The following is a 19,344-nucleotide window of genomic DNA, read 5'->3' as shown; positions in this document are numbered from 1 at the left end:
GGAATATATAACCATATGTGAATATATATTCAATGACGCAATCATCTGAGGAGAAGGTCTAATGAGTTCCTACACGTATCCGAAATTTGGTGCCGGATTGTGGCACTTCGCCAACTATATCGATCGCTACGCCGTAGATGGTTACGGGCCAGCGCTTAGCACCCTTGATCAGATTAAACTCGCTGGCAGCGTCGAGGACCTATCCTATGTTGATGTGCCCTATCCCTTCACCGAAGGCGTAACCGTAGCGCAGGTTAAACAAGCGCTCGCCGATGCCGGATTGAAAGCGATTGGCGTGACGCCAGAAATCTATCTGCGCCGCTTTTCACGCGGTGCTTTCACCAATCCCGATGCCGGCATTCGCCAACAGGCGTTTGATTTAATGCACGAAGCCGCCACCGTAGTGCGTGAGCTGGGGGCTAACTACGTGAAAGTCTGGCCGGGTCAGGATGGCTGGGATTATCCGTTCCAGGTCGATCATAAAAACCTGTGGAAGATGGCCGTAGAGGGTATGCGCGAACTGGCGAGCGCCAATCCAGACGTCAAATTTGCTATCGAGTACAAACCGCGTGAACCACGCGTGAAAATGACCTGGGATTCAGCTGCGCGTACGCTGCTCGGCATTGAGGATATTGGACTGGATAACGTTGGCGTGCTGCTCGATTTTGGTCATGCACTGTTTGCCGGTGAATCCCCAGCGGATTCCGCCCAGCTGATTATCGATCGTGGTCGTCTGTTTGGTATGGACGTCAACGACAACCTGCGCGGCTGGGATGACGATCTGGTGGTCGGTACCGTGCACATGACCGAGATTTTTGAGTTCTTCTATGTTCTGAAGATCAATAACTGGGACGGCGTGTGGCAGCTTGATCAATTCCCGTTCCGTGAAGATCATGTTGAAGCCGCCAATCTGTCGATTCGCTTCCTCAAACATATCTATCGCGCGCTGGATAAGCTGGATATCGCCGCGTTGCAAGAAGCGCAGCGTGAGCAAAACCCGCTAAAAGCGCAGAGGATTATTCAGAATGCGTTGCTGACCAGCATAGAACAGTAATTTTACGTCGTGGGTCGTCATTTATGGCGACCTCAAATGCGAACGCCGTACTCGCATTTCACCCCGCCGCCAATGCTCATCCGCACTCTCGCGACCATCAATCAATCGGTTTAACGCTTCGGCGATCAGCAGATCAATACGTTGGCTAAAGGTGGTGAGTTGGCAGCCTGGCGCGCTGGCTTCTTCAATATCATCGAATCCCACCACCGCAATCCTTGGCCTGGTCGGGGCGGCGCGCATCGCTTCCATCGCGCCGAGCGCCAGCACATCGTTTTCACAGAACAGCGCATCAATTGCGGGCGCATCCGGTTGATGCAGATAATCGCTCATCGCTTGCCAGCTGCGTGCACGATCGTAGCTGCCGGCTTTAAGCAGCACATCAATTTGACAGCCCGCTTGTTGCAGCGTCGCTTCAAATCCCTCTTTGCGCAGCAGATGTGACGTTGGTGTATCCGGACCTTGCATAAAACCAAACCGTTGCGCGCCCTGCGCCAGCAACAGCTCGGCGATTTGCTTGCCGGCGGCATAACCATCAATCGCCACCACATCGATGCCCTGCGCATGCGTATTGCGACACAGCTGCACCAGCGGAATGTTGTACATATCCTCCACCAACGTAATCAGCTGCGCCGATAACACCGTACCGAGAAACAAAATGCCGTCGATCTGCAATTGATCCGCCTGCGTCATTACCGATCGATACGGCTCGCCGTCGGTGATGTTGAGGATCAACGCCATATAGCCGCGACGTTGTAGCTGCTGCGTAGCTTCATTGAGAATCATCAGCGTATGCGGATTTTTCAGCTCGTCGATCACCACGCCAATAATATGCGTTTTCTTCTTTACCAGACTACGCGCCAGCAAATTGGGCCGATATCCCAGCTCTTTAGCGATGCGCATCACCTTCTCGCGCGCCTTCTCAGAGATTGAAGCGCCGGGCATAAACGCGCGCGATACCGTCCATTTCGATACGCCGGCAAGAAGCGCCACATCGCTGGCCGTGGCTTTTTTTACTGTTCTCGTCATCGGCTCCCTTCCGCAAATTAGCTGGCAAAAAGCGAGCATAGAGCGATTCCTCATGTAAGCAAGAGGCGATTTTTGCAAACTTTGCACCCGGTTGCATTTTTGTAATGCACTCGGGTGCAAATCGTGATGATTTTGTGATCGTGGTGATGAAATCGCTTTTTGCTGCGTTGACTATTTTTCAACCGTGCCAGAGAGTGAATGCAGCACATCGCGTTGTCCGTCTGAACATGATGTCAATCAGCGGGACTCATCCCGTTGATTTTGCACCCGGATGCAAAATAATTGAAACCTCCCCTACAGAGATAAAAAAATGAAATTATTCAAAGTACTAATGCTTATCTGCGGTTTGCTCAGTGTGTTCACTACCCAGGCGAAAACCTACATGGTTGGCGTCGCTCTGGCTAATCTCGATCTCAATTTTGTTTCCATCTTACGAAGCCAGATGGAAAAGCAGCTTAAAGACAAAGGGCTTAACAGCCAGTTTGCCGATGCCAAAGGCGATGTATCTCTGCAAATCCAGCAGGTGGATGATTTCATCAATCAGGGCGCAGACGCGATCATCATCAACCCGGTGGATACGCAAGGCGTAATGCCGGTGATCGCCGCCGCGCAAAAAGCCAATATCCCGCTGATCTTCGTGAACCGTAAACCCGAAGTGAAACTGACCGGTAAAATGGCCTATGTCGGTTCCGACTCAGCGTTAAGCGGCAAAATGGAGATCGAAGCTTTAGCCAAACGTCTGGATAACAAAGGAAATATCGCCATTCTGATGGGCGCCCTCTCCACCGAAGAAGCACGTCAGCGCACCAAAGCGGTTGAAGATTATGTGAAGGATCATCCCGGCCTGAAAGTGATTCAGAAACAGAGCGCCAACTGGCAGCGCAACGAAGCGGTCGATAAAACCCTGTCATGGTTGCAGGATGGGAATGATATCAACGCCATCATCGCGAACAACGATGAAATGGCGATCGGGGCGATTATGGCGCTCGATCAGTTGAAGAAAAACAATGTGTTAGTCGCCGGCATCGACGGCACGCCGGATGGTTTGCAGTTTATTAAGAACGGCAAAATGGCGGTGACGATCTTCCAGGATGCGAAAGGCCAGGCGACCGGTGCAGTCGATGTGGCTTACGACATGCTGAGCGGTAAAAAGACCGAAGCCTACAACTGGGTGCCATACCAGACGGTGACCAAAGAAAATTATCAGGAATTCACCAGTAAAAATCAGAAGTAACGCCGCTCTTGTTGGGTCGCCGGTCATTCATGGCGACCTGCTTATGACCATTGCCTTTAAAGCAACGCTAAGTGCGAATTTTGTTGCTTCCATTGCACTATTAACCCGCTATGTTGGGGTTAAAAATGGAGGTCAACATGCTCAAACCGTCTTCGCCCTGGTGGTGGGATCTCTCAACCCGGGAATTCAGTGAACTTGATATGGCGAATATCGTCGCCGTGCTGCCGATTGGCGCAGTTGAACAACATGGCCCGCATCTGCCGGTGCGTGTGGATGCGGCGATCAACGCCGGCATTATTCAACGCGCGGTGGAATTATTGCCCGACGATCTTCCGTTGCTGGTGCTGCCCGCGCTGCCGATGGGTAAATCGGATGAACATCTTGCCTATCCCGGCACCCTTTCGCTGCCGTATGACGTGTTAGGCAAAGTGTGGTTCGAAGTCGCGAAAAGCGCCTGGCGCGCCGGAATTCGCAAGCTGATTTTCTGGAACTCACACGGCGGACAGCCGCAGCTGGTGGAGATCGTCTGTCGCCAGCTGCGCATCGAACTGGGCATGTTTGCCGTCAGCGCCAGCTGGTTCCGTACCATTGATGCATCGGATCTCTACAGCGCGCATGAACTTAATCACGGCATTCACGGCGGTGAATCAGAAACCAGCATGATGCTGCATTTGCACCCTGAACTGGTGCAGATGCAGCACGCCGCTCATTTCGTTTCCACTTCGGTGGCGCTTGAAGCGACCGGCGGTATTTTAACGCCGGAAGGCGGCATTGGTTTTGGCTGGATGGCGCAGGATCTGCATCTGTCTGGTGCTACCGGCAACGCCGCAGCGGCGGATGCTGAGCGCGGTGCGATTGCCACCGATCGTGCTGCACATGCGCTGCTAAAGCTGGCACGCGAAGTGAACGATTTCGATATTCATTTCCTGACCGATTGCACCGCATTCTCGTAGGGTCGCCATGTAAGGTGACCAAGTGCGCATTAATGCGCACCCTACGATTAACGCAATTCCGACATCATCCCTTTAATGGTTTCGGCGAACACGCTACCAATCGCGCTGGTACCACGATCGTGGCCGATCAACATCAGTGTTTGCGTGTGCTGGGCCAGTTCACGCACCGGAATATAGATTAACCGGCCGCTGCGCTGGTCAGATTCAATATCAATCGGCGTGAGAAACGTCAGGGTTTGATCCATCATTGCCGACTGGCGCATCACCTCGATCGAATTGGTTTCAATAACTGGCTGCATATTGATCGAGGCACGCGCGAACACTTCATTTAGGTAAGGCCGAATCACCATCGATTTGTCGGCAATCACCACCGGATACGGCAAGCAATCACTCAAACGTAAACTGGATTTCTCCGCCAGCGGGTGCCCCGCGCCCACCACCGCGCCCAATCGCACCGGCACGCTGGCAATGTTGCGATGTACCGGCTGCAGGTCGAAATCAAATCCAATCCCCAAATCGGCCTCGCCACTTGCCACCGCGTTAGTGATGTTCTCGCCGGTGGTGAGTTGTTGCAGCAGCAATTTCACCCGCGGATTGGCGCGGCGAAACTCCGCTGCCACGCGCGGAATCAGGTTCGCCGCTAATCCACTCATCATCGCCACCGTCACTTCGCCGCGCCGCAGTCCTTTCAGCTCTTCGATTTTCATCTGCGCGATTTCAATCTCTTTAAAGCTCTGCCGCACATGATGAATCAGCGCTTCACCGGCGGCGGTAAGAATCATTTTACGCGGCAAACGCTGAAACAGCGGCGTGCCCAGCTCCTCTTCCAGCGCAATCAGCTGACGGTTAATCGCCGACGCGGAGATGTGTAGCCGTTCAGCCGCTTTGCGAATCGAACCGCTGCGCGCTACCTGATCGATATACACAAACAAACGATGTTGCAGCATATTCCCCCTGCGTTGCCTTTTAGGCATCGGTAAGTACTAAAAATGATGCTTTTAAGATAATGCTCTTCCGGTGATTAATACATCAAAACCACACCAGGAGAACACATGATGGCAGACGTATCCCGCAGAAAGTTTGCGAAGTTAGTGGCTGGCGCACTGTTGTTACCCGCGCTGGCACCGATGTTGTCGCGCAAAGCGATGGCGGCGAATAACACCATAAAAATCGCCCTGCTGTTGCCCGGCTCGGTTGCCGATGGCGGCTGGAGTTCGCTGGCGTATGCCGGATTGCAGAGCCTGCAAAAAGCCGGTTTCAGCGTGGCGCATAGCGAAAGCGTGTCGCAGGCGCAGATGGATCAAACCATACGTGGCTACGCCGATGACGGTTACACGCTGATCATTGGCCACAGCTTTGAATACGGCTCGGCGTTTGCCGAAATCGCGCCGGAATATCCTGACACCTATTTCTTCGCGTCCACCTTCAAGCCAAGCGAAAAATCACCGGACAACGTGGAATACGTCAACCTCGCCTATCTGCAAGGCGCCTATGCCGCCGGTGCGCTGGCGGCGCTGATCTCCGAAAAAGGCAAAGCGGTTGGCTTTGTGGGCGGCGGCGATAATCCCACGCAGCAGGCAATGATGCGCGCCTTTATTCAGGCCGCTGAGAAAACACGTCCGGGCATCAAAGGCATGGGCGTGGTGACCGGCGATTACGACAACGCCGCCAAAGGCCGTGAAGCTGCCACCACCATGATTGGCAACGGCGCGGATGTGATTTGGCATGCCGCAGACGTCACCGGCCTCGGCGCGATGCAAGGCGCGGCAGCGGCGAAAGTCAAAGCTATCGGCTGCTATGTCGATCAGCGTGATGTCGCGCCCGATTATGTTGCCTGCAGCTTCCGCCAGAACCTCGACTGGATGGTGGAACAGGTTGGCGAGTCGGTGGCGAATAAAACCTTTAAAGGCGGCGACGAATGGCATCCCACCGTTGGCAAAGCCTGGTCGGTGGTCAATGGCAGCGAACATTACAACGCCAAACTGGTGAGTGCCAGCGCATGGGCTAGCTTCCAGCAGATCTGGCAGCAGCTTGATAGCGGCGCGCTGAAGCCAGTGGTTTAACCATCATGACAGCAATAGCAAATATCCGCGTCGCGCTGAAAAACATCACCAAACGCTTTGCGCGCGTGGTGGCCAATGATGACGTATCGCTCAGCATTAAAGCCGGCGAAATCCACGCGCTGCTAGGGGAAAACGGCGCGGGAAAAAGCACGCTGATGCAAATCCTTTACGGCCTGTATCAGGCCGATGAAGGCAGCATTGAGGTGGATGGCCAGGCGCAGCGTTTTCGCGATCCCAGCGATGCTATCGCCTGCGGCATTGGCATGGTGCATCAGGAATTTATGCTGGTGCAGCCGATGAGCGTGGTGGAAAACGTGGTGCTGGGATTGAAAGAAGGCGCTAGCGGCGTACTTGATCTGCGCGCGGCAGCGGCGCGTTTGCAGGCGCTGTCGGATAAACACGGGCTGGCGATCGATCCCTGGGCGAAAGTGCAGCATTTGCCGATTGGCGTGCAGCAACGTGTGGAGATCCTCAAGCTGTTGTACCGTGATGCGCAGGTGCTGATTCTCGACGAACCGACGGCGGTGCTGACGCCGCAGGAGAAAGCCGGCCTGTTCGCTACCCTGAAATCACTGTGCGCAGAAGGCCGTTCGGTAGTGATTGTCACTCACAAACTGTATGAAATCATGGCGATTGCCCATCACGTTTCGGTGATGCGCGGCGGCAAAATGGTGGATTCAGTGGATATTAAAGACACTTCGGAGCGCGATCTGGCACGCCGCATGGTTGGGCGCGATGTGGTGCTGCGCGTCGAAAAAACGCCGTGCCAGCCGGGCAAAACCGTGTTGCAGGTGGATAGCATTGCGGTGCGTGATGCCAGCGGCCAGCAGAAAATCTGGCGCGTGTCGCTCAACGTCGCTGCGGGCGAAATCCTCGGCATTGCCGGTGTGGAAGGCAACGGTCAATCGGAGCTGGCGGAAGCGCTCCTTAACCTGCGTGAACTGGAAGCCGGTCGCATTCTGCTGAATGGCGAAGACATCAGCGACGATTCCCCCGCTACGCGCCGCCATAAAGGCATCAGTTTTATTCCGGCAGATCGGCGTGGCGTCGGTTCGGTGACCGATTTATCGATTACTGATAACGCCATGCTTGGCCGCCAGCGCACCTTTACCCGCGCGGGCGGCTGGCTGCTGGATCGCCAGCGCATTAGTCAGCATGCGCGCGACATCATCGCCCGCTTTGCGGTACGCACGCCGGATGCCGATTTCGAAGCCGGAAAACTCTCCGGCGGTAACCTGCAAAAGTTGATTCTCGGGCGCGAAGTCGCCAGCAATCCCTGCTTATTAGTGGTTGAACAGCCTACGCGCGGGCTGGATGTCGGCGCGATTGAGAGCGTGTGGCAAGGTTTGATGGCGGCGCGCGATCGCGGATGCGCCATTCTGATGATCTCCGCCGAGCTGGAGGAGATCATCAATCTCTCCGATCGCATCGCGGTGATGTACAGCGGCCAGATTGCCGGAGAAATGGACGCCGCCGACGCCACGCCAGAACGCCTCGGCGAACTGATGGCGGGCGCGCACCTGAAAAAAAACGGAGGCAACCATGAAGAAGCTGCTTGAGCGACGTCTGGCGCCCGCCGAATCCAGCGGCGCGCTAGTGTTAACCAGTTTTTGCGGCATCCTTGCCGCTTTCATCATTGCCGGTTTGCTGTTTATCCCGTTTGGCGGCAATCCGCTCTCGGCTTATGGCTTCCTGTTTGATGCCGCTTTTGGCTCGCTGCGCAGCTTCGGTCTCAGCCTGGTGCAATCCACGCCGCTGATGCTGATCGCGCTGGCAACCATCGTGGTGTGGCGCGCCGGGCTCGGTTATATCGGCTTCGAAGGCTGTTTTCTGCTGGGTGCCGCAGCGGCCAGCTGGATCGCGCTGTCGGGTACGCCGCAGGGCTTTCCGTGGGCGATTCCCGCGCTGCTCTACTGGCCGATGGTGCTGATTGCCGCCTTCCTTGCGGGCGCGCTTTGGGCCGGTTGGGTTGGCGCGTTACGGGTAAAATTTGGCGGCAACGATGTGCTGATTTCGCTGATGGCCAACTATGTGGCGCTGTTCATGGTGCAGTATCTGGTTTCCGGCCCAATGCGCGCGCCGGGCGATCTGCCGCAGACGCCACGTTTGCCGGTGGAGAGCTGGCTGCCGTTTGTGATGAACGGCATGCGCGCACATTGGGGCATCGCCATCGCGCTAGTCGCCACGCTGTTTGTCTTCTGGCTGATGCGTGCCACACCCGCCGGTTTCGAAATCAAAATTGCCGGGCTGAATCCGCGCGCGGCGCGCTACAGCGGCGTGGATGTCAATCGCCGCCAAATGGGCGCGGTGCTGCTCGGCGGCGGATTGGCGGCGCTGGCGGGATTGTGCGCGGTATTAGGCGTGCAACATCGCCTGATGGAAGGCATTTCCGGCGGCGTCGGTTTTATCGGCGTGGTAGTGGCTTTGCTGGCACGCCTCAATCCGCTGCTGGTGATCCCGACCGCCATTCTCTACGGCGGGCTGGAAGTGGGCGGTAGCGCCATGCAGCGTCAAACTGGCTTGCCCACATCGGTGGTGCTGATTCTGCAAAGTCTGGTGGTGCTACTGATTCTGGCAGGCGATCTGCTGCGCTATTACCGCATCAACCTGCCAGGCCGGCGTAAATCGCGCAGCCAACTGGCGGAGGAACACTCATGAATCTGTGGATGAATCTCGATACCGCCTTTTTCGTCAGTTGGCTGGCCGCCGCAGTGCGCCTTGCCGGTCCGGTATTACTGGCGGCGCTGGGCGAGATCTATGCCGAACGCTCCGGCGTACTGAATATCGGTATTGAAGGCACTATTCTGCTCGGCGCGCTTTCCAGCTACATGACAGCGGTAGAGAGCGGATCGACCGCGCTGGGTTTTATCGCCGGTGGCGTCGGCGGACTGCTGGTTGGCTGCGTGCTGGCGGCGCTCTACCTGCGCGCCCATGCCAGCCAGATTGTGGTGGGCATCGTCTTCAATATATTGGCAGCGGGATTAGCCACCTGGATTTACGCGCTGGTGATGGGCAATGCATCCTCGCCCACCATCCCAATGCTCGAACCCTGGCATGTGCCGCTGCTCTCTTCGCTGCCGTTTATTGGTCCGATTCTGTTCCAGCAGCCGCTGCCGCTCTATCTCACTTTGCTGCTGGCGGTGCTGGCGCACTTTGGTCTGTTTCACACCCGCTTTGGCCTGTCGCTGCGTGCGGTGGGCGAAAACCCGCGCGCGGCACATGCCGCCGGGCTCAACGTGTTGAAGATCCGCACGTGGGGCGTGCTGTTCTCCTGCGTGGGCGCTGGATTGGCGGGCAGCTATCTGGTCACGGCGCAGATCGGCCTGTTCCGCGACAACATCGTCAGTGGACAAGGTTTTATCGCGCTGGCGATTGTCATCTTTGGACGCTGGAGCCCGCTTAAAGCGCTGGTCGCCGCTTTTATCTTTGGCGCTGCAGATGCCCTGCAACTCTCGCTACAGCTGTTTGAAAACACGCTGCCGCCGCAGGTGCTGCTGGCGCTGCCTTACTTGCTCACCATTCTGGCGATGTCCGGCGTGGTGGGACGCACATTGCAACCCGGCGCATTAACGCAGCCTTATCGAAAGGAATAACTTATGAAATCGTTTCGTTTCAACAATCTTGCGGATGTTAAGGCGTTCCGTATCAGTGCGGACAGCAGCAACTATTTCGCCATCTTGTTCGACAAACCGTTAGACGGTATTGAGAACATTTTCGTGGTGGAGATTTTCAACGTCGGCGGTGCTACGCCACCGAATGAACACGCCAGCGCGCACGAGTTCTTTTATGTACTGCACGGCGAAGGCGTGGCGCGCTGTAACGATGATGAACTTGAGATAAGGAAAGGCGATTCCCTGCTGCTGCATCCGGGCAACGATCACGCCATTCGTAATACCGGCAGCAGCAAACTCTATACGCTGACGGTGATGACGCCGAATGAAGGCTTCTCTGAACTGATTCGCAGCGGTGACCCTGTCACGCTCGATGCTGAAGATATCCGCGTGTTAACGGGAGCCTGATATGCCGGAGAACGTTTTAGGCAGCAGTCGACACAATCAATGGCGCGTTTCAGCGCAAGTGGTTGATACGCGGCGTCCAGCGCAGGTGTCGCGCAGCGTGCAGCTTACATCGCGTGAACGTTCAGTGATTTTTGATCTGCAGCGCACGGCGATCCTGGTGATTGATATGCAGAACGACTTTTGTCATGCCGAAGGCTGGCTCGGGCATATCGGCGTCGATGTCACGCCCGCGCGCGCGCCGATTGCACCGCTGCAAGCCTTGCTGCCAACGCTGCGCGCCGCTCAGGTACCGGTGATTTGGCTCAATTGGGGCAATCGCGCTGATAAACTCAATCTCAGCCCCGCGCTGCTGCACGTCTATAACCCGAACGGTGATGGCGTGGGATTAGGCGATCCGCTGCCGGTTTCCGGCGCGCCGGTGTTGCAGGCCGGCAGCTGGGCGGCGGAAGTGGTGGACGAACTGACCCCGGATGCCAATGACATTCGCGTCAACAAATACCGCATGTCCGGTTTTCAGGACAGCGAGCTCGACAGCATTCTACGCAATCTCAACGTCACCACGCTGCTGTTTGCCGGTGTTAACGTCGATCAGTGCGTGCTTTGCACCTTACAGGATGCCAACTTTCGCGGTTACGACTGCCTGCTGCTGGAAGATTGCAGCGCCACCACCTCGCCGGCTTATTGCCGCGATGCCACGCTGTATAACGTGCAGCAATGCTTTGGTTTTGTGGTCAATGCCGCTGAATTACAGCAGCAACTGGAGAACGCCTCATGAGTTATCTGCTGGCTGACGGCTGGATTATCACTATGAATCCGCGACGCGAGATTCTGGAACAGGCCAGTTTGCTGATTGAAGATAAAACCATTCGCGCCATCGGCACGCGCGACGCTTTGCAGCAGCGCTATCCGGAAGCGGAAATTATCGACTGCCGCGAACGCATTATTATGCCTGGCATGGTGAACACGCATACGCATCTGTTTCAGACGCTGCTGAAAGGTCTCGGCGATGACATGGTGCTGAAAAAGTGGTTCACCTGCATGACCGGACCCAGCGCCGTAGCGTTGACCGAAGAAGATGTTTACGCTGCCGCGCTGCACGGCTGCATGGAATCACTGCGTTCGGGCGTCACGTCGCTGGTCGATTTTATGTACGCGCATCCGCGTCCAGGATTAACCGCCAAAGTGATCGAGGCCTTTGAAGTCAGCGGCATTCGCGGTCATGTGTGTCGCGGTTTTCTCACCAGCGGCGCTGAGCATGGCATTCCTGCCGAACTGATCGAAACGCCTGAACAGGCGCTGGCCGATGCGCGCGCGGTGATCGATCGTTATCACCAGGTCGATGGCCGGGTAAAAGTCGGTCTGGCACCGAGCATGATTTGGGCGCTGGATGAGAAAGTACTGCGCGGCACGCGCCAGCTGGCGGATGAAACCGGCGTGCTGATCACTACGCATGTGGCGGAAACCGATTTTGAGATCGAGCAGGCGAAGCTGCGTTTTCAGGCCAGCGACACCGAATTTCTCAGCGATATCGGTTTCCTCGGCCCGGACGTGCTGGCGGTGCATTGCGTGCAGTGCAACTCGCGCGACATCCGCGCACTCAAACATCACGACACGCGTGTGTCGCACAATCCCTGCAGCAATCTCTACCTCGCTTCCGGCGTGCCGCCGATTCCGGATATGCTGGCTGCCGGCTTAACCGTTGGTTTGGGTTCAGACGGCCCGGCCAGCAGCAACAATCACAACCTTTTTCAGGCGATGAAAGTGGCGGCGCTGCTGCAAAAAGGCGTGCACCGCGATCCCACTATTATGACGGCGGAAAAAGTGTTGGAGATGGCCACCATCGACGGTGCGCGGGCAATTGGCCTCGACCATCTGGTGGGTTCGCTGGAAGTCGGCAAACGTGCCGATGTGGTGATCGTTGATACTTCGCATCCGGCGATGACGCCAATCCATCATCCGGTTTCATCGCTGGTCTACTCGGCGCTCGGCCACGAGGTCAGCGATGTGTTTGTTGATGGCGCTTATCTGCTGCGGAATGGTGAGTTTACCCAGCTCAATCAAAAAGAGGTGATGGCGCGTTCGCAACGTGCAGCGCATTCACTGGCGTTGCGCACCGGCAATGATAAAGTGCGCGGCTGGCGATCGGCGGCGTTTTAAATTGAAGTGCTAATATTTTATCTTTTAGGTTCATTAAGTGATAATTTATTAGCACTTTTTCGTTTTTATTTTAATCATTAAAAATGGAATGCAGATCGACAAAGTGCTAATATTTTATCCATTAACCCCATTTAAAGATAAAATAGTGACACAATGGCACAGCGAACTTCTCTGCTTCTTCCTCAAACGAGCGAAATGCTTGCCGCTTTTGGAGAGCGATTAAAACTCGCTCGTAAAAGAAGAAAACTTACGGCTAAACAGGTGGCGGAACGCGCGGGAATGACCCCGATGACGTTGCGTTCGCTTGAAGCGGGTAGCGCGGGTGTGACTATCGGAGCCTATCTGGCTGTGATGCAGGTGTTAGGACTCGAACAGGATCTCAATCTGCTGGCTGCTGAGGATACTTTGGGTCGCCAACTACAGGATGCACGTCTTACCTCAACGACTAAATTATTTGCTGCTAAATCAGCGTATAAGGTTGATGAGGGTGAGAACAGCACGCAGGTAGCTGAGGCGAATGAGCGCGGAGTTGAGCAAAAAAACGCTCAGACAGTCACCTCTACCGGCCTCGCCTCACTGCTAATTTCAGGGAAGAAAAAATAGGATCCGACAATGACCATGATTAGCGTCTACGCCGACTGGAACGGACTCAAGCAACCAAAACGTCTCGGTTATCTGCATATTCGCCGCAGCCGGGCGCGTGAATCTTTTGAATTTCAGTATGATCCGCAAGCGCTTAGCGATCCCGATTTGATGTTGATCCAGTTAGATCCCGGCATCCACTTATTCGAAGGGCCACAATATCCTGCCAACAATCGTGCTGGATTTGGTGTGTTTGGCGACTCCAGCCCCGACAGATGGGGACGCTTATTGATGGAGCGTCGCCTGGAACGCGATATCCGTGGCGGATTATTGCCTTCCGGCACGCGCATGTTTGAATCCGATTATTTACTGGGGGTTCATGACCTGTATCGCGTGGGTGCTTTACGTTACCGGCTGGAGGATCAGGGGGAATTTCTTGATAACAGATTGGAAACTGCGGCTCCCCCATTTACTGAAATCGCAGCACTTGAACGTGCAAGCCGCGCGCTGGAAAGCGATCCGGATAACCGTGCTGTTCAGGGACATGAATGGCTCAGGATGTTGATCGCTCCAGGCGGTTCTCTGGGTGGCGCACGGCCCAAAGCTAGTGTGGTTGATGAGCAAGGTCAGCTATTTATCGCCAAGTTCCCCAGCATCCGCGATGAATATGATGTGGGTGGATGGGAAATGGTCGTCAATGCTCTCGCCACGGCTTGTGAACTTAACGTTGCCGCAGCCATGGCGAAAAAATTTGCCAGCGATTATCACTGTTTCATGGTGCGCCGTTTCGATCGCACGCCCGAAGGGAAGCGTCTGCACTTTGCCTCCGCGATGACCATGACTGGCCATACTGATGGCGAAGATGCATCCACCGGAGTAAGTTATCTCGAACTGGCGGAAGTATTGATTCGTCATGGTTCCCAAACCAATGCTGATTTACGCGAGCTGTGGTCGCGGATTGTCTTTAATATGCTGGTCTCTAACACCGATGATCATCTGCGCAATCATGGATTTATTCTGGTTCCAGGCAAGGGCTGGCGGTTATCTGCCGCCTTCGATCTCAATCCAGTGCCCTATGCTGATGGTCTGAAATTAAATGTGACGGCAGCTGATAATGCGCTTGATCTCGATTTGGCGCGTGAAGTTGCGCCCTATTTCCGGCTGAAGGCATCTGAAGCCGAAACTATCATAGAAAACTTCAGCAGCATTGTTGCGCAATGGCGCGTGGTCGCCAGACATTTAGGGTTATCACAACGTGAGCAGGAAAAAATGTCTGATGCGTTTCGACTTGCAGCGGCACATTCCGCTTAACTTACTTTTTGCTACAACATTCAAACTCATAGCCCTCTGCAAAATGCGCTTTTCGCCCTAAGCTTAAAGCCATTTAGCCACTGAAGATGAGGTTTCAATGAGTTTACTGTTTAGTACGACGCAACTGGGTAAGTTAACGCTCGATAATCGCATCGTCATCGCGCCGATGTGCCAATACTCTGCGGAGGATGGCAAAGCCAGCGCCTGGCACCGCATTCATCTCGGGCAACTGGCACTTTCCGGCGCCGGTTTGCTGATCATTGAGGCGACAGCAGTGGAAGCCGCCGGACGTATTTCTCCGGGCGATTTAGGCTTGTGGGATGATGCAACGGAAGCGGCTTTAGCCAGCGTTCTGCAAGATATCCGTCACTATTCTGACACTCCCATTGGTATTCAACTCGGTCACGCCGGACGCAAAGCGTCCTGCGCCGCGCCGTGGCTGGGCGGCAATCAGCTGTCGCTGGAGCAAGGTGGCTGGCAAACCGTTGCACCATCCGCGCAAGCCTTTAATCCTGAAGATCGCGCACCGGTTGCGCTAACTAAACAGGATCTTGAGCGCCTGAAACTGGCCTTCGTTGACAGCGCGCAGCGTGCGGCGAAACTCGGTATCCAGTTGATTGAACTGCATGCTGCGCACGGCTATTTGCTGCATCAGTTCCTGTCGCCACTGAGTAACCAGCGTGAGGATGAGTACGGCGGCTCGCTGGAGAATCGTCTGCGTTTCCCTCTGGAAGTGTTCCATGCGGTGCGCAGCGCCGTGCCAGATTCAGTGGCGGTAGGTGTGCGCCTCTCGGCAACCGATTGGGTTGACGGTGGCTGGGATGTTGAGCAGTCGATTGTCTTCAGCCAGCAACTCGAAGCGGCGGGCAGCGATTATGTGCACGTCTCCAGCGGCGGCTTGTCACCGCAGCAGAAAATCACGGTTGGTCCCGGTTATCAATTGCCTTTTGCACGCGACATCCGCAAACAGGTAAAGATACCGGTGATTGGCGTAGGCTTGATTACGGAACCCAAGCAGGCAGAACAAGCATTGCAGGTAGGTGACGCAGATTTGATCGCGCTGGCGCGCGCAGTACTTTACGACCCGCGCTGGCCGTGGCATGCCGCCGCTGAATTGGGTGCGCAGGCCAAAGCGCCACCGCAGTATCTGCGCTCCGAGCCGCACGGCCTGAAAGGCACGCTAATTTCGAATAAAAAGTGATTATTTGAGCCGGTGCGCATCAATGCGCACCGCTCCAACGTAGGGTCTCCATTTATGGCGACCGATTCACACCTAACCTGCTACTTCCGACTTCATGGTCTGCAACATATGCTCAGCCAAACGCAAGCTCAACGCCGCGCCGGTCAAGGTTGGGTTCATGCATGACGCCGACGGCATCACACTGGTTCCGGCAATCCACATATTGGGATGATCGTGCGTGCGGCAATCGCGATCTACCACTGAATTGTGGGGATCATCGCCCATAATGGTGGTGCCCATGATGTGCTGGCGATCCTGAAACTTAGTATCGATCGATAATATTTCCGCATTCAGCAGCTCTGCGAACCTGTGAAAATCTTTGATGCCCGCTTCTTTCCCGGCATGCCAGTAATCCGTCACGCTGTAATAAATCTCCGGCAACGGAATACCAATCGCATCTTTTTTCGTCTTGCTCGGCGTAACGCGGTTTTCCGCCAGCGGCAAGGTTTCAAAATCAATAGCAAAGTTCAGTGAGCGCGCCGACTGGCGGCGGATTTCAGCATCCAGTTTGGAGCCCAGCACGCCTTTCTCAATCAGCGATGCAGCATAATCTGCAGTTGGCACCGTGTTGCGCACTTTGATCTTGTAGCTGGGGAAATCCTTGCGGAAGGCGCCATCGCGGTTGTTCAGATACACCAGTAATTCAGTCGGCCCCTGACCTGGCCACACATCTTCTGACATCATCACGTTCATACTAATGCCGGTGTGGCCCATCAAATTGCGCCCCACCTGATCGGAAGAGTTTGCGATGCCGTTGGGATATTTCTCCGACGTCGACATCAACAGTAGCTTGGGCGATTCGATACCGTAGGCCGCCAGCACAAAGTAGTCGGCGGTTAAATGGTGCTCGGAACCATCCGGCTTTTTATACCAAATGCCGGTGATTTTGCCGTCATCCGCCGCTTCAATACGGTAGACCACCGCGTTATCCAGCAGCCTCGCTCCCAAACGTTCCGCTTCATCAATATGCATCGAGCCATCATATTTGGCGGCGATGGGGCAAACCGGATTGCAGTTATTGTTGCCGCCACACATCGGGCGCTTACCCCACGGCTTAGTCGCGCGACCGTTCGGTTCCAGTACCGGGTTATAACCGCCTTTACCCAACATCTCGGTTAGGCGATCAAACAGATAACTGGTTGGTAAACCCGGCATCGGGAATGGCGTAGATCGCGGTGGCCAGGCTTTGCCGCCCTGCCCACTTTCATCTTGTCCATCGACGCCTGAAACGCCCAGCTCATGCTCGGCTTTGCCATACCACGACTCCAGCTCGTCGTAACCAAAAGGCCAGTCGCGGCCACGACCGTAAAGGGTGTTAAGTTTGAAATCGTTGGGGATCATGCGCCACAACGCGGAGCCAAAGTGCCAGGTCGTGCCACCGACAACGCGCAGGTATTTGGTGGGATATTTAACCGGCCCAACCTGCTGCAAATAGTCACCGTAGGTGGACGGAATATGCGGCGGATTGGGGTAAGGCGAACCCACGCCCTGTAATTTGATGTTGGTTAACGACATCTTGAATGGGGAATTACGGAAACGTTCGACGATTTCCTGACGAGAGACTCGCGGGCCCGCCTCGAGGATGATCACCGATTTACCCGCTTTCGCCATCTGGCAGGCGATCAACCCGCCCATCACGCCCGAGCCAATGATGATCACATCGGCATCGACTTTTTGTGCACTCATGCGCCTTCTCCTGTGGTTGCCACTTTGCCATCTTGCGTTACTGCCCAGTAGAACGGCCCGCAGCCATAGGTTGGGACCACCAGAATATCTTTGGTGGGCAGGTACATCATCGCATCGGCATACGCGATCAACTCCAGATCGCTGCCGTCACCGACCACGCCGGTGTACCACGCAGAAATGATGCGTTTTGCCGTTTGCCAATCAGAATTATCGGCCCCAAATGCGGCAAGAAATTCGTCGACATGAGCAAAATTATGCTGCTGCAACAATGCCTGCAGGCTGCTAAGCCGGTGTGTGAAGTCGGCATTATGGCGATTTAAGGCATCGAAATAGCGCTGCCCCAAAATCGGGCCGACCGGGCGACTCACCAGGAACTGCGAAACGGTCAGAAAACCATTTTCAGCCAGCTGATCGGCAGCCAGAGCGCGCGCCGGGAACAGGGAATTACACATCGCGCCGAGTGACAAAATACCCATGCCTTGCAGCAAACGACGTCGGGAAAGGTTATGCGCCATGCTTTTTCCCCTTACGCGAAATTGAAACCAGCAGCACCAGTAAAATAATGACAACTACCGCGCCACCGCCCCACACAGCAGGCTGCGACAGGCGTGCAATCAGCGGGCGCTGGCCGCCTTCACGCACGGTTTTCACCTGTTCAGGCGTTACGTTCAGCTGAGCATTACCAAAGTTTTTCAGCACGTAGTTGCTGACGTCGGCAATTTGCCGATCGCTCAGTCGATCGGTAAATAATCCATCCGGGCCGAAAGCGGGCATTACCACATCTTTGCCATCAGCCTGGCGATGTACGCCGTAGACAATGGTGGCAATCAGGTTATCGGCCTGCGGTGCGCCGGTGGCGGTGTTATGGAACAGCGAAGGATAGAAGTGATTGCCCGCACCATCCGCCTGATGGCAGTTAGCGCAAGAGCTGGCGTAAACCTGCCAGCCCGCATCAGGATTTTTAACCGCGCGCAGCGCCGCTTCATCTGTTGCGGGTTTGCCAAGCGCGTCGCGTGGCGAATGGGTGGCCTGAGTCACTGCGGGGATCTGCCGCAGATAAGCCACTATCGCCTTGATATCGTCATCAGATAGATGCTGTAAGCTGTGCTCGACAGCTTCCGCCATCGGACCTGCTGCCTGCGCTTTGCCTGCAACATGGCCCGTTTTGAGATATTGCGCGATCTGCGCATTGCTCCAGTTGCCAATGCCGGCTTGTTGATCGGGAGTGATATTCGGCGCATACCAACTGCCCAGGCTGCCACCGCTGAGGGCCTGAGCATTGTTTTGCCCCATCAGCACGTTACGTGGCGTATGGCAGGTATCGCAGTGCGCCAATGCATTGACCAGATAATCACCGCGATTAACCACATCAGATTTATCTTTTGCCGGAATAAACGGCTTATTATCGGCAAACAGCATATTCCAGAAGAACATACTTGAACGAATATTAAACGGGAAAGGCAAATCTGTTGCTGGCGGTACATTATCGTCTGCTTTTACACCGTGCATAAAATAAACATACAGCGCATGCATATCGGCATCAGAAATTTTCGCGTATGAGGTGTAAGGCATCGCCGGATAAAGATGTTGCCCCTGTTTATTAATGCCACTTCGCACGGCTTTAACAAAATCTTGTTCGCTATAATCGCCAATGCCGGCGGTTTTTGATGGCGTGATATTACTGGCAACAATATTCCCCAACGGCGAGGAGATAATATAGCCACCCGACATTTCCTTGCCCTGATTCGGTGCGGTGTGGCAAGCTCCACAGTCCGCAGCAATAGCCAGATACTTGCCTTTCGCAATAAGAGCTGCAGACTCAGCTGCATCTTCAGCGTGAGCTGAAAATGTGGCAGACATCAGAATGCTCAACGCGAAAGGCAGACAACACTGTCTCACCTTTCTTGCTTTCATTGTAATTACTTCCGGTAAATAATTATTAGTATGGTAAAAACAATAATGCACTTCTGTAGCAACCCACAGAAGTGCACATTATCAGACAACGTCAATTCACAAAAT

General features: G+C 55.0%; 18 protein-coding genes. 13 read left to right on the top strand and 5 right to left on the bottom strand.

What is annotated here, in order from left to right; genetic code table 11:
• The first annotated feature begins 61 nt into the window (after window positions 1–61).
• On the top strand, window positions 62–1,054 hold the full coding sequence (locus KVT28_RS10410) for a sugar phosphate isomerase/epimerase (RefSeq protein ID WP_217548215.1): 993 nt from the start codon (window positions 62–64) through the stop codon (window positions 1,052–1,054).
• A 21-nt stretch (window positions 1,055–1,075) separates the two neighbouring features.
• Here the strand turns inward: KVT28_RS10410 and KVT28_RS10405 are convergent, their stop codons facing one another.
• Entirely contained in the window at window positions 1,076–2,080 is a 1,005-nt protein-coding gene (locus KVT28_RS10405; RefSeq protein WP_110866908.1) for a LacI family DNA-binding transcriptional regulator, read from the bottom strand.
• A gap of 310 nt (window positions 2,081–2,390) precedes the next feature.
• On the opposite strand from KVT28_RS10405, the gene KVT28_RS10400 reads away from it, so the two are divergent.
• Complete coding sequence (locus KVT28_RS10400; RefSeq protein WP_101761487.1) at window positions 2,391–3,314, top strand: substrate-binding domain-containing protein; 924 nt, start codon at window positions 2,391–2,393, stop codon at window positions 3,312–3,314.
• Between the two features lie 137 nt (window positions 3,315–3,451).
• Entirely contained in the window at window positions 3,452–4,267 is an 816-nt protein-coding gene (locus KVT28_RS10395) for a creatininase family protein (protein WP_217548213.1), read from the top strand.
• 47 nt (window positions 4,268–4,314) lie between these two features.
• Here KVT28_RS10395 and KVT28_RS10390 read toward each other — a convergent pair whose 3' ends face one another.
• Window positions 4,315–5,214 carry a LysR family transcriptional regulator gene (locus KVT28_RS10390; RefSeq protein ID WP_101761485.1) on the bottom strand — a complete coding sequence of 300 codons (900 nt, stop codon included), beginning with the start codon at window positions 5,212–5,214 and terminating at the stop codon, window positions 4,315–4,317.
• Between the two features lie 105 nt (window positions 5,215–5,319).
• Here KVT28_RS10390 and KVT28_RS10385 point away from each other — a divergent pair, with 105 nt between their 5' ends.
• The 10 genes from KVT28_RS10385 to KVT28_RS10340 all read left to right on the top strand — a co-directional run bounded on the left by KVT28_RS10385 (window position 5,320) and on the right by KVT28_RS10340 (window position 15,600).
• Window positions 5,320–6,330 (top strand): BMP family protein, encoded by a 1,011-nt coding sequence (locus KVT28_RS10385; protein ID WP_217548211.1) that lies wholly within the window; start codon window positions 5,320–5,322, stop codon window positions 6,328–6,330.
• A gap of 5 nt (window positions 6,331–6,335) precedes the next feature.
• Entirely contained in the window at window positions 6,336–7,889 is a 1,554-nt protein-coding gene (locus KVT28_RS10380) for an ABC transporter ATP-binding protein (RefSeq protein ID WP_217548209.1), read from the top strand.
• Window positions 7,873–8,988, top strand: coding sequence for an ABC transporter permease (locus KVT28_RS10375; RefSeq protein WP_217548207.1), 1,116 nt, complete (start codon window positions 7,873–7,875; stop codon window positions 8,986–8,988). The genes KVT28_RS10380 and KVT28_RS10375 overlap by 17 nt, the downstream gene beginning before the upstream one ends.
• Window positions 8,985–9,923, top strand: a complete 939-nt coding sequence (locus tag KVT28_RS10370; protein WP_210080321.1) for an ABC transporter permease — start codon at window positions 8,985–8,987, stop codon at window positions 9,921–9,923. Before KVT28_RS10375 ends, KVT28_RS10370 begins: the two co-directional genes overlap by 4 nt.
• 3 nt (window positions 9,924–9,926) lie before the next feature.
• The gene (locus KVT28_RS10365; protein ID WP_217548205.1) at window positions 9,927–10,349 is read left to right on the top strand and encodes a cupin domain-containing protein; all 423 of its coding nucleotides are present in this window, start codon (window positions 9,927–9,929) and stop codon (window positions 10,347–10,349) included.
• Between the two features lies 1 nt (window position 10,350).
• Window positions 10,351–11,124: a cysteine hydrolase family protein gene (locus KVT28_RS10360; RefSeq protein WP_110866915.1), complete on the top strand. Its 774-nt coding sequence runs from the start codon at window positions 10,351–10,353 to the stop codon at window positions 11,122–11,124.
• Complete coding sequence (locus KVT28_RS10355; RefSeq protein ID WP_217548203.1) at window positions 11,121–12,506, top strand: amidohydrolase family protein; 1,386 nt, start codon at window positions 11,121–11,123, stop codon at window positions 12,504–12,506. Before KVT28_RS10360 ends, KVT28_RS10355 begins: the two co-directional genes overlap by 4 nt.
• 153 nt (window positions 12,507–12,659) lie before the next feature.
• Window positions 12,660–13,109 carry a helix-turn-helix domain-containing protein gene (locus tag KVT28_RS10350; RefSeq protein ID WP_217548200.1) on the top strand — a complete coding sequence of 150 codons (450 nt, stop codon included), beginning with the start codon at window positions 12,660–12,662 and terminating at the stop codon, window positions 13,107–13,109.
• A 9-nt stretch (window positions 13,110–13,118) separates the two neighbouring features.
• Entirely contained in the window at window positions 13,119–14,399 is a 1,281-nt protein-coding gene (locus KVT28_RS10345; RefSeq protein ID WP_217548198.1) for a type II toxin-antitoxin system HipA family toxin, read from the top strand.
• A 97-nt stretch (window positions 14,400–14,496) separates the two neighbouring features.
• On the top strand, window positions 14,497–15,600 hold the full coding sequence (locus KVT28_RS10340; RefSeq protein WP_217548196.1) for an NADH:flavin oxidoreductase/NADH oxidase: 1,104 nt from the start codon (window positions 14,497–14,499) through the stop codon (window positions 15,598–15,600).
• A gap of 72 nt (window positions 15,601–15,672) precedes the next feature.
• Here KVT28_RS10340 and KVT28_RS10335 read toward each other — a convergent pair whose 3' ends face one another.
• The 3 genes from KVT28_RS10335 to KVT28_RS10325 are packed head-to-tail and all read right to left on the bottom strand — an operon-like array spanning window position 15,673 to window position 19,239.
• Entirely contained in the window at window positions 15,673–17,325 is a 1,653-nt protein-coding gene (locus KVT28_RS10335) for a GMC family oxidoreductase (protein WP_101761474.1), read from the bottom strand.
• Window positions 17,322–17,840 (bottom strand): sorbitol dehydrogenase family protein, encoded by a 519-nt coding sequence (locus KVT28_RS10330; RefSeq protein ID WP_217548193.1) that lies wholly within the window; start codon window positions 17,838–17,840, stop codon window positions 17,322–17,324. Before KVT28_RS10330 ends, KVT28_RS10335 begins: the two co-directional genes overlap by 4 nt.
• Complete coding sequence (locus KVT28_RS10325; protein WP_217548191.1) at window positions 17,830–19,239, bottom strand: cytochrome c; 1,410 nt, start codon at window positions 19,237–19,239, stop codon at window positions 17,830–17,832. Before KVT28_RS10325 ends, KVT28_RS10330 begins: the two co-directional genes overlap by 11 nt.
• Window positions 19,240–19,344 lie beyond the last annotated feature (105 nt).

It is taken from the genome of Pantoea sp. GbtcB22 (assembly GCF_019091025.1).
GTDB classification, from domain to species: domain Bacteria; phylum Pseudomonadota; class Gammaproteobacteria; order Enterobacterales; family Enterobacteriaceae; genus Pantoea; species Pantoea leporis.
The sequence above is the reverse complement of the archived record's forward strand: the minus strand, read 5'-3'. Positions and strand labels throughout refer to the sequence as shown.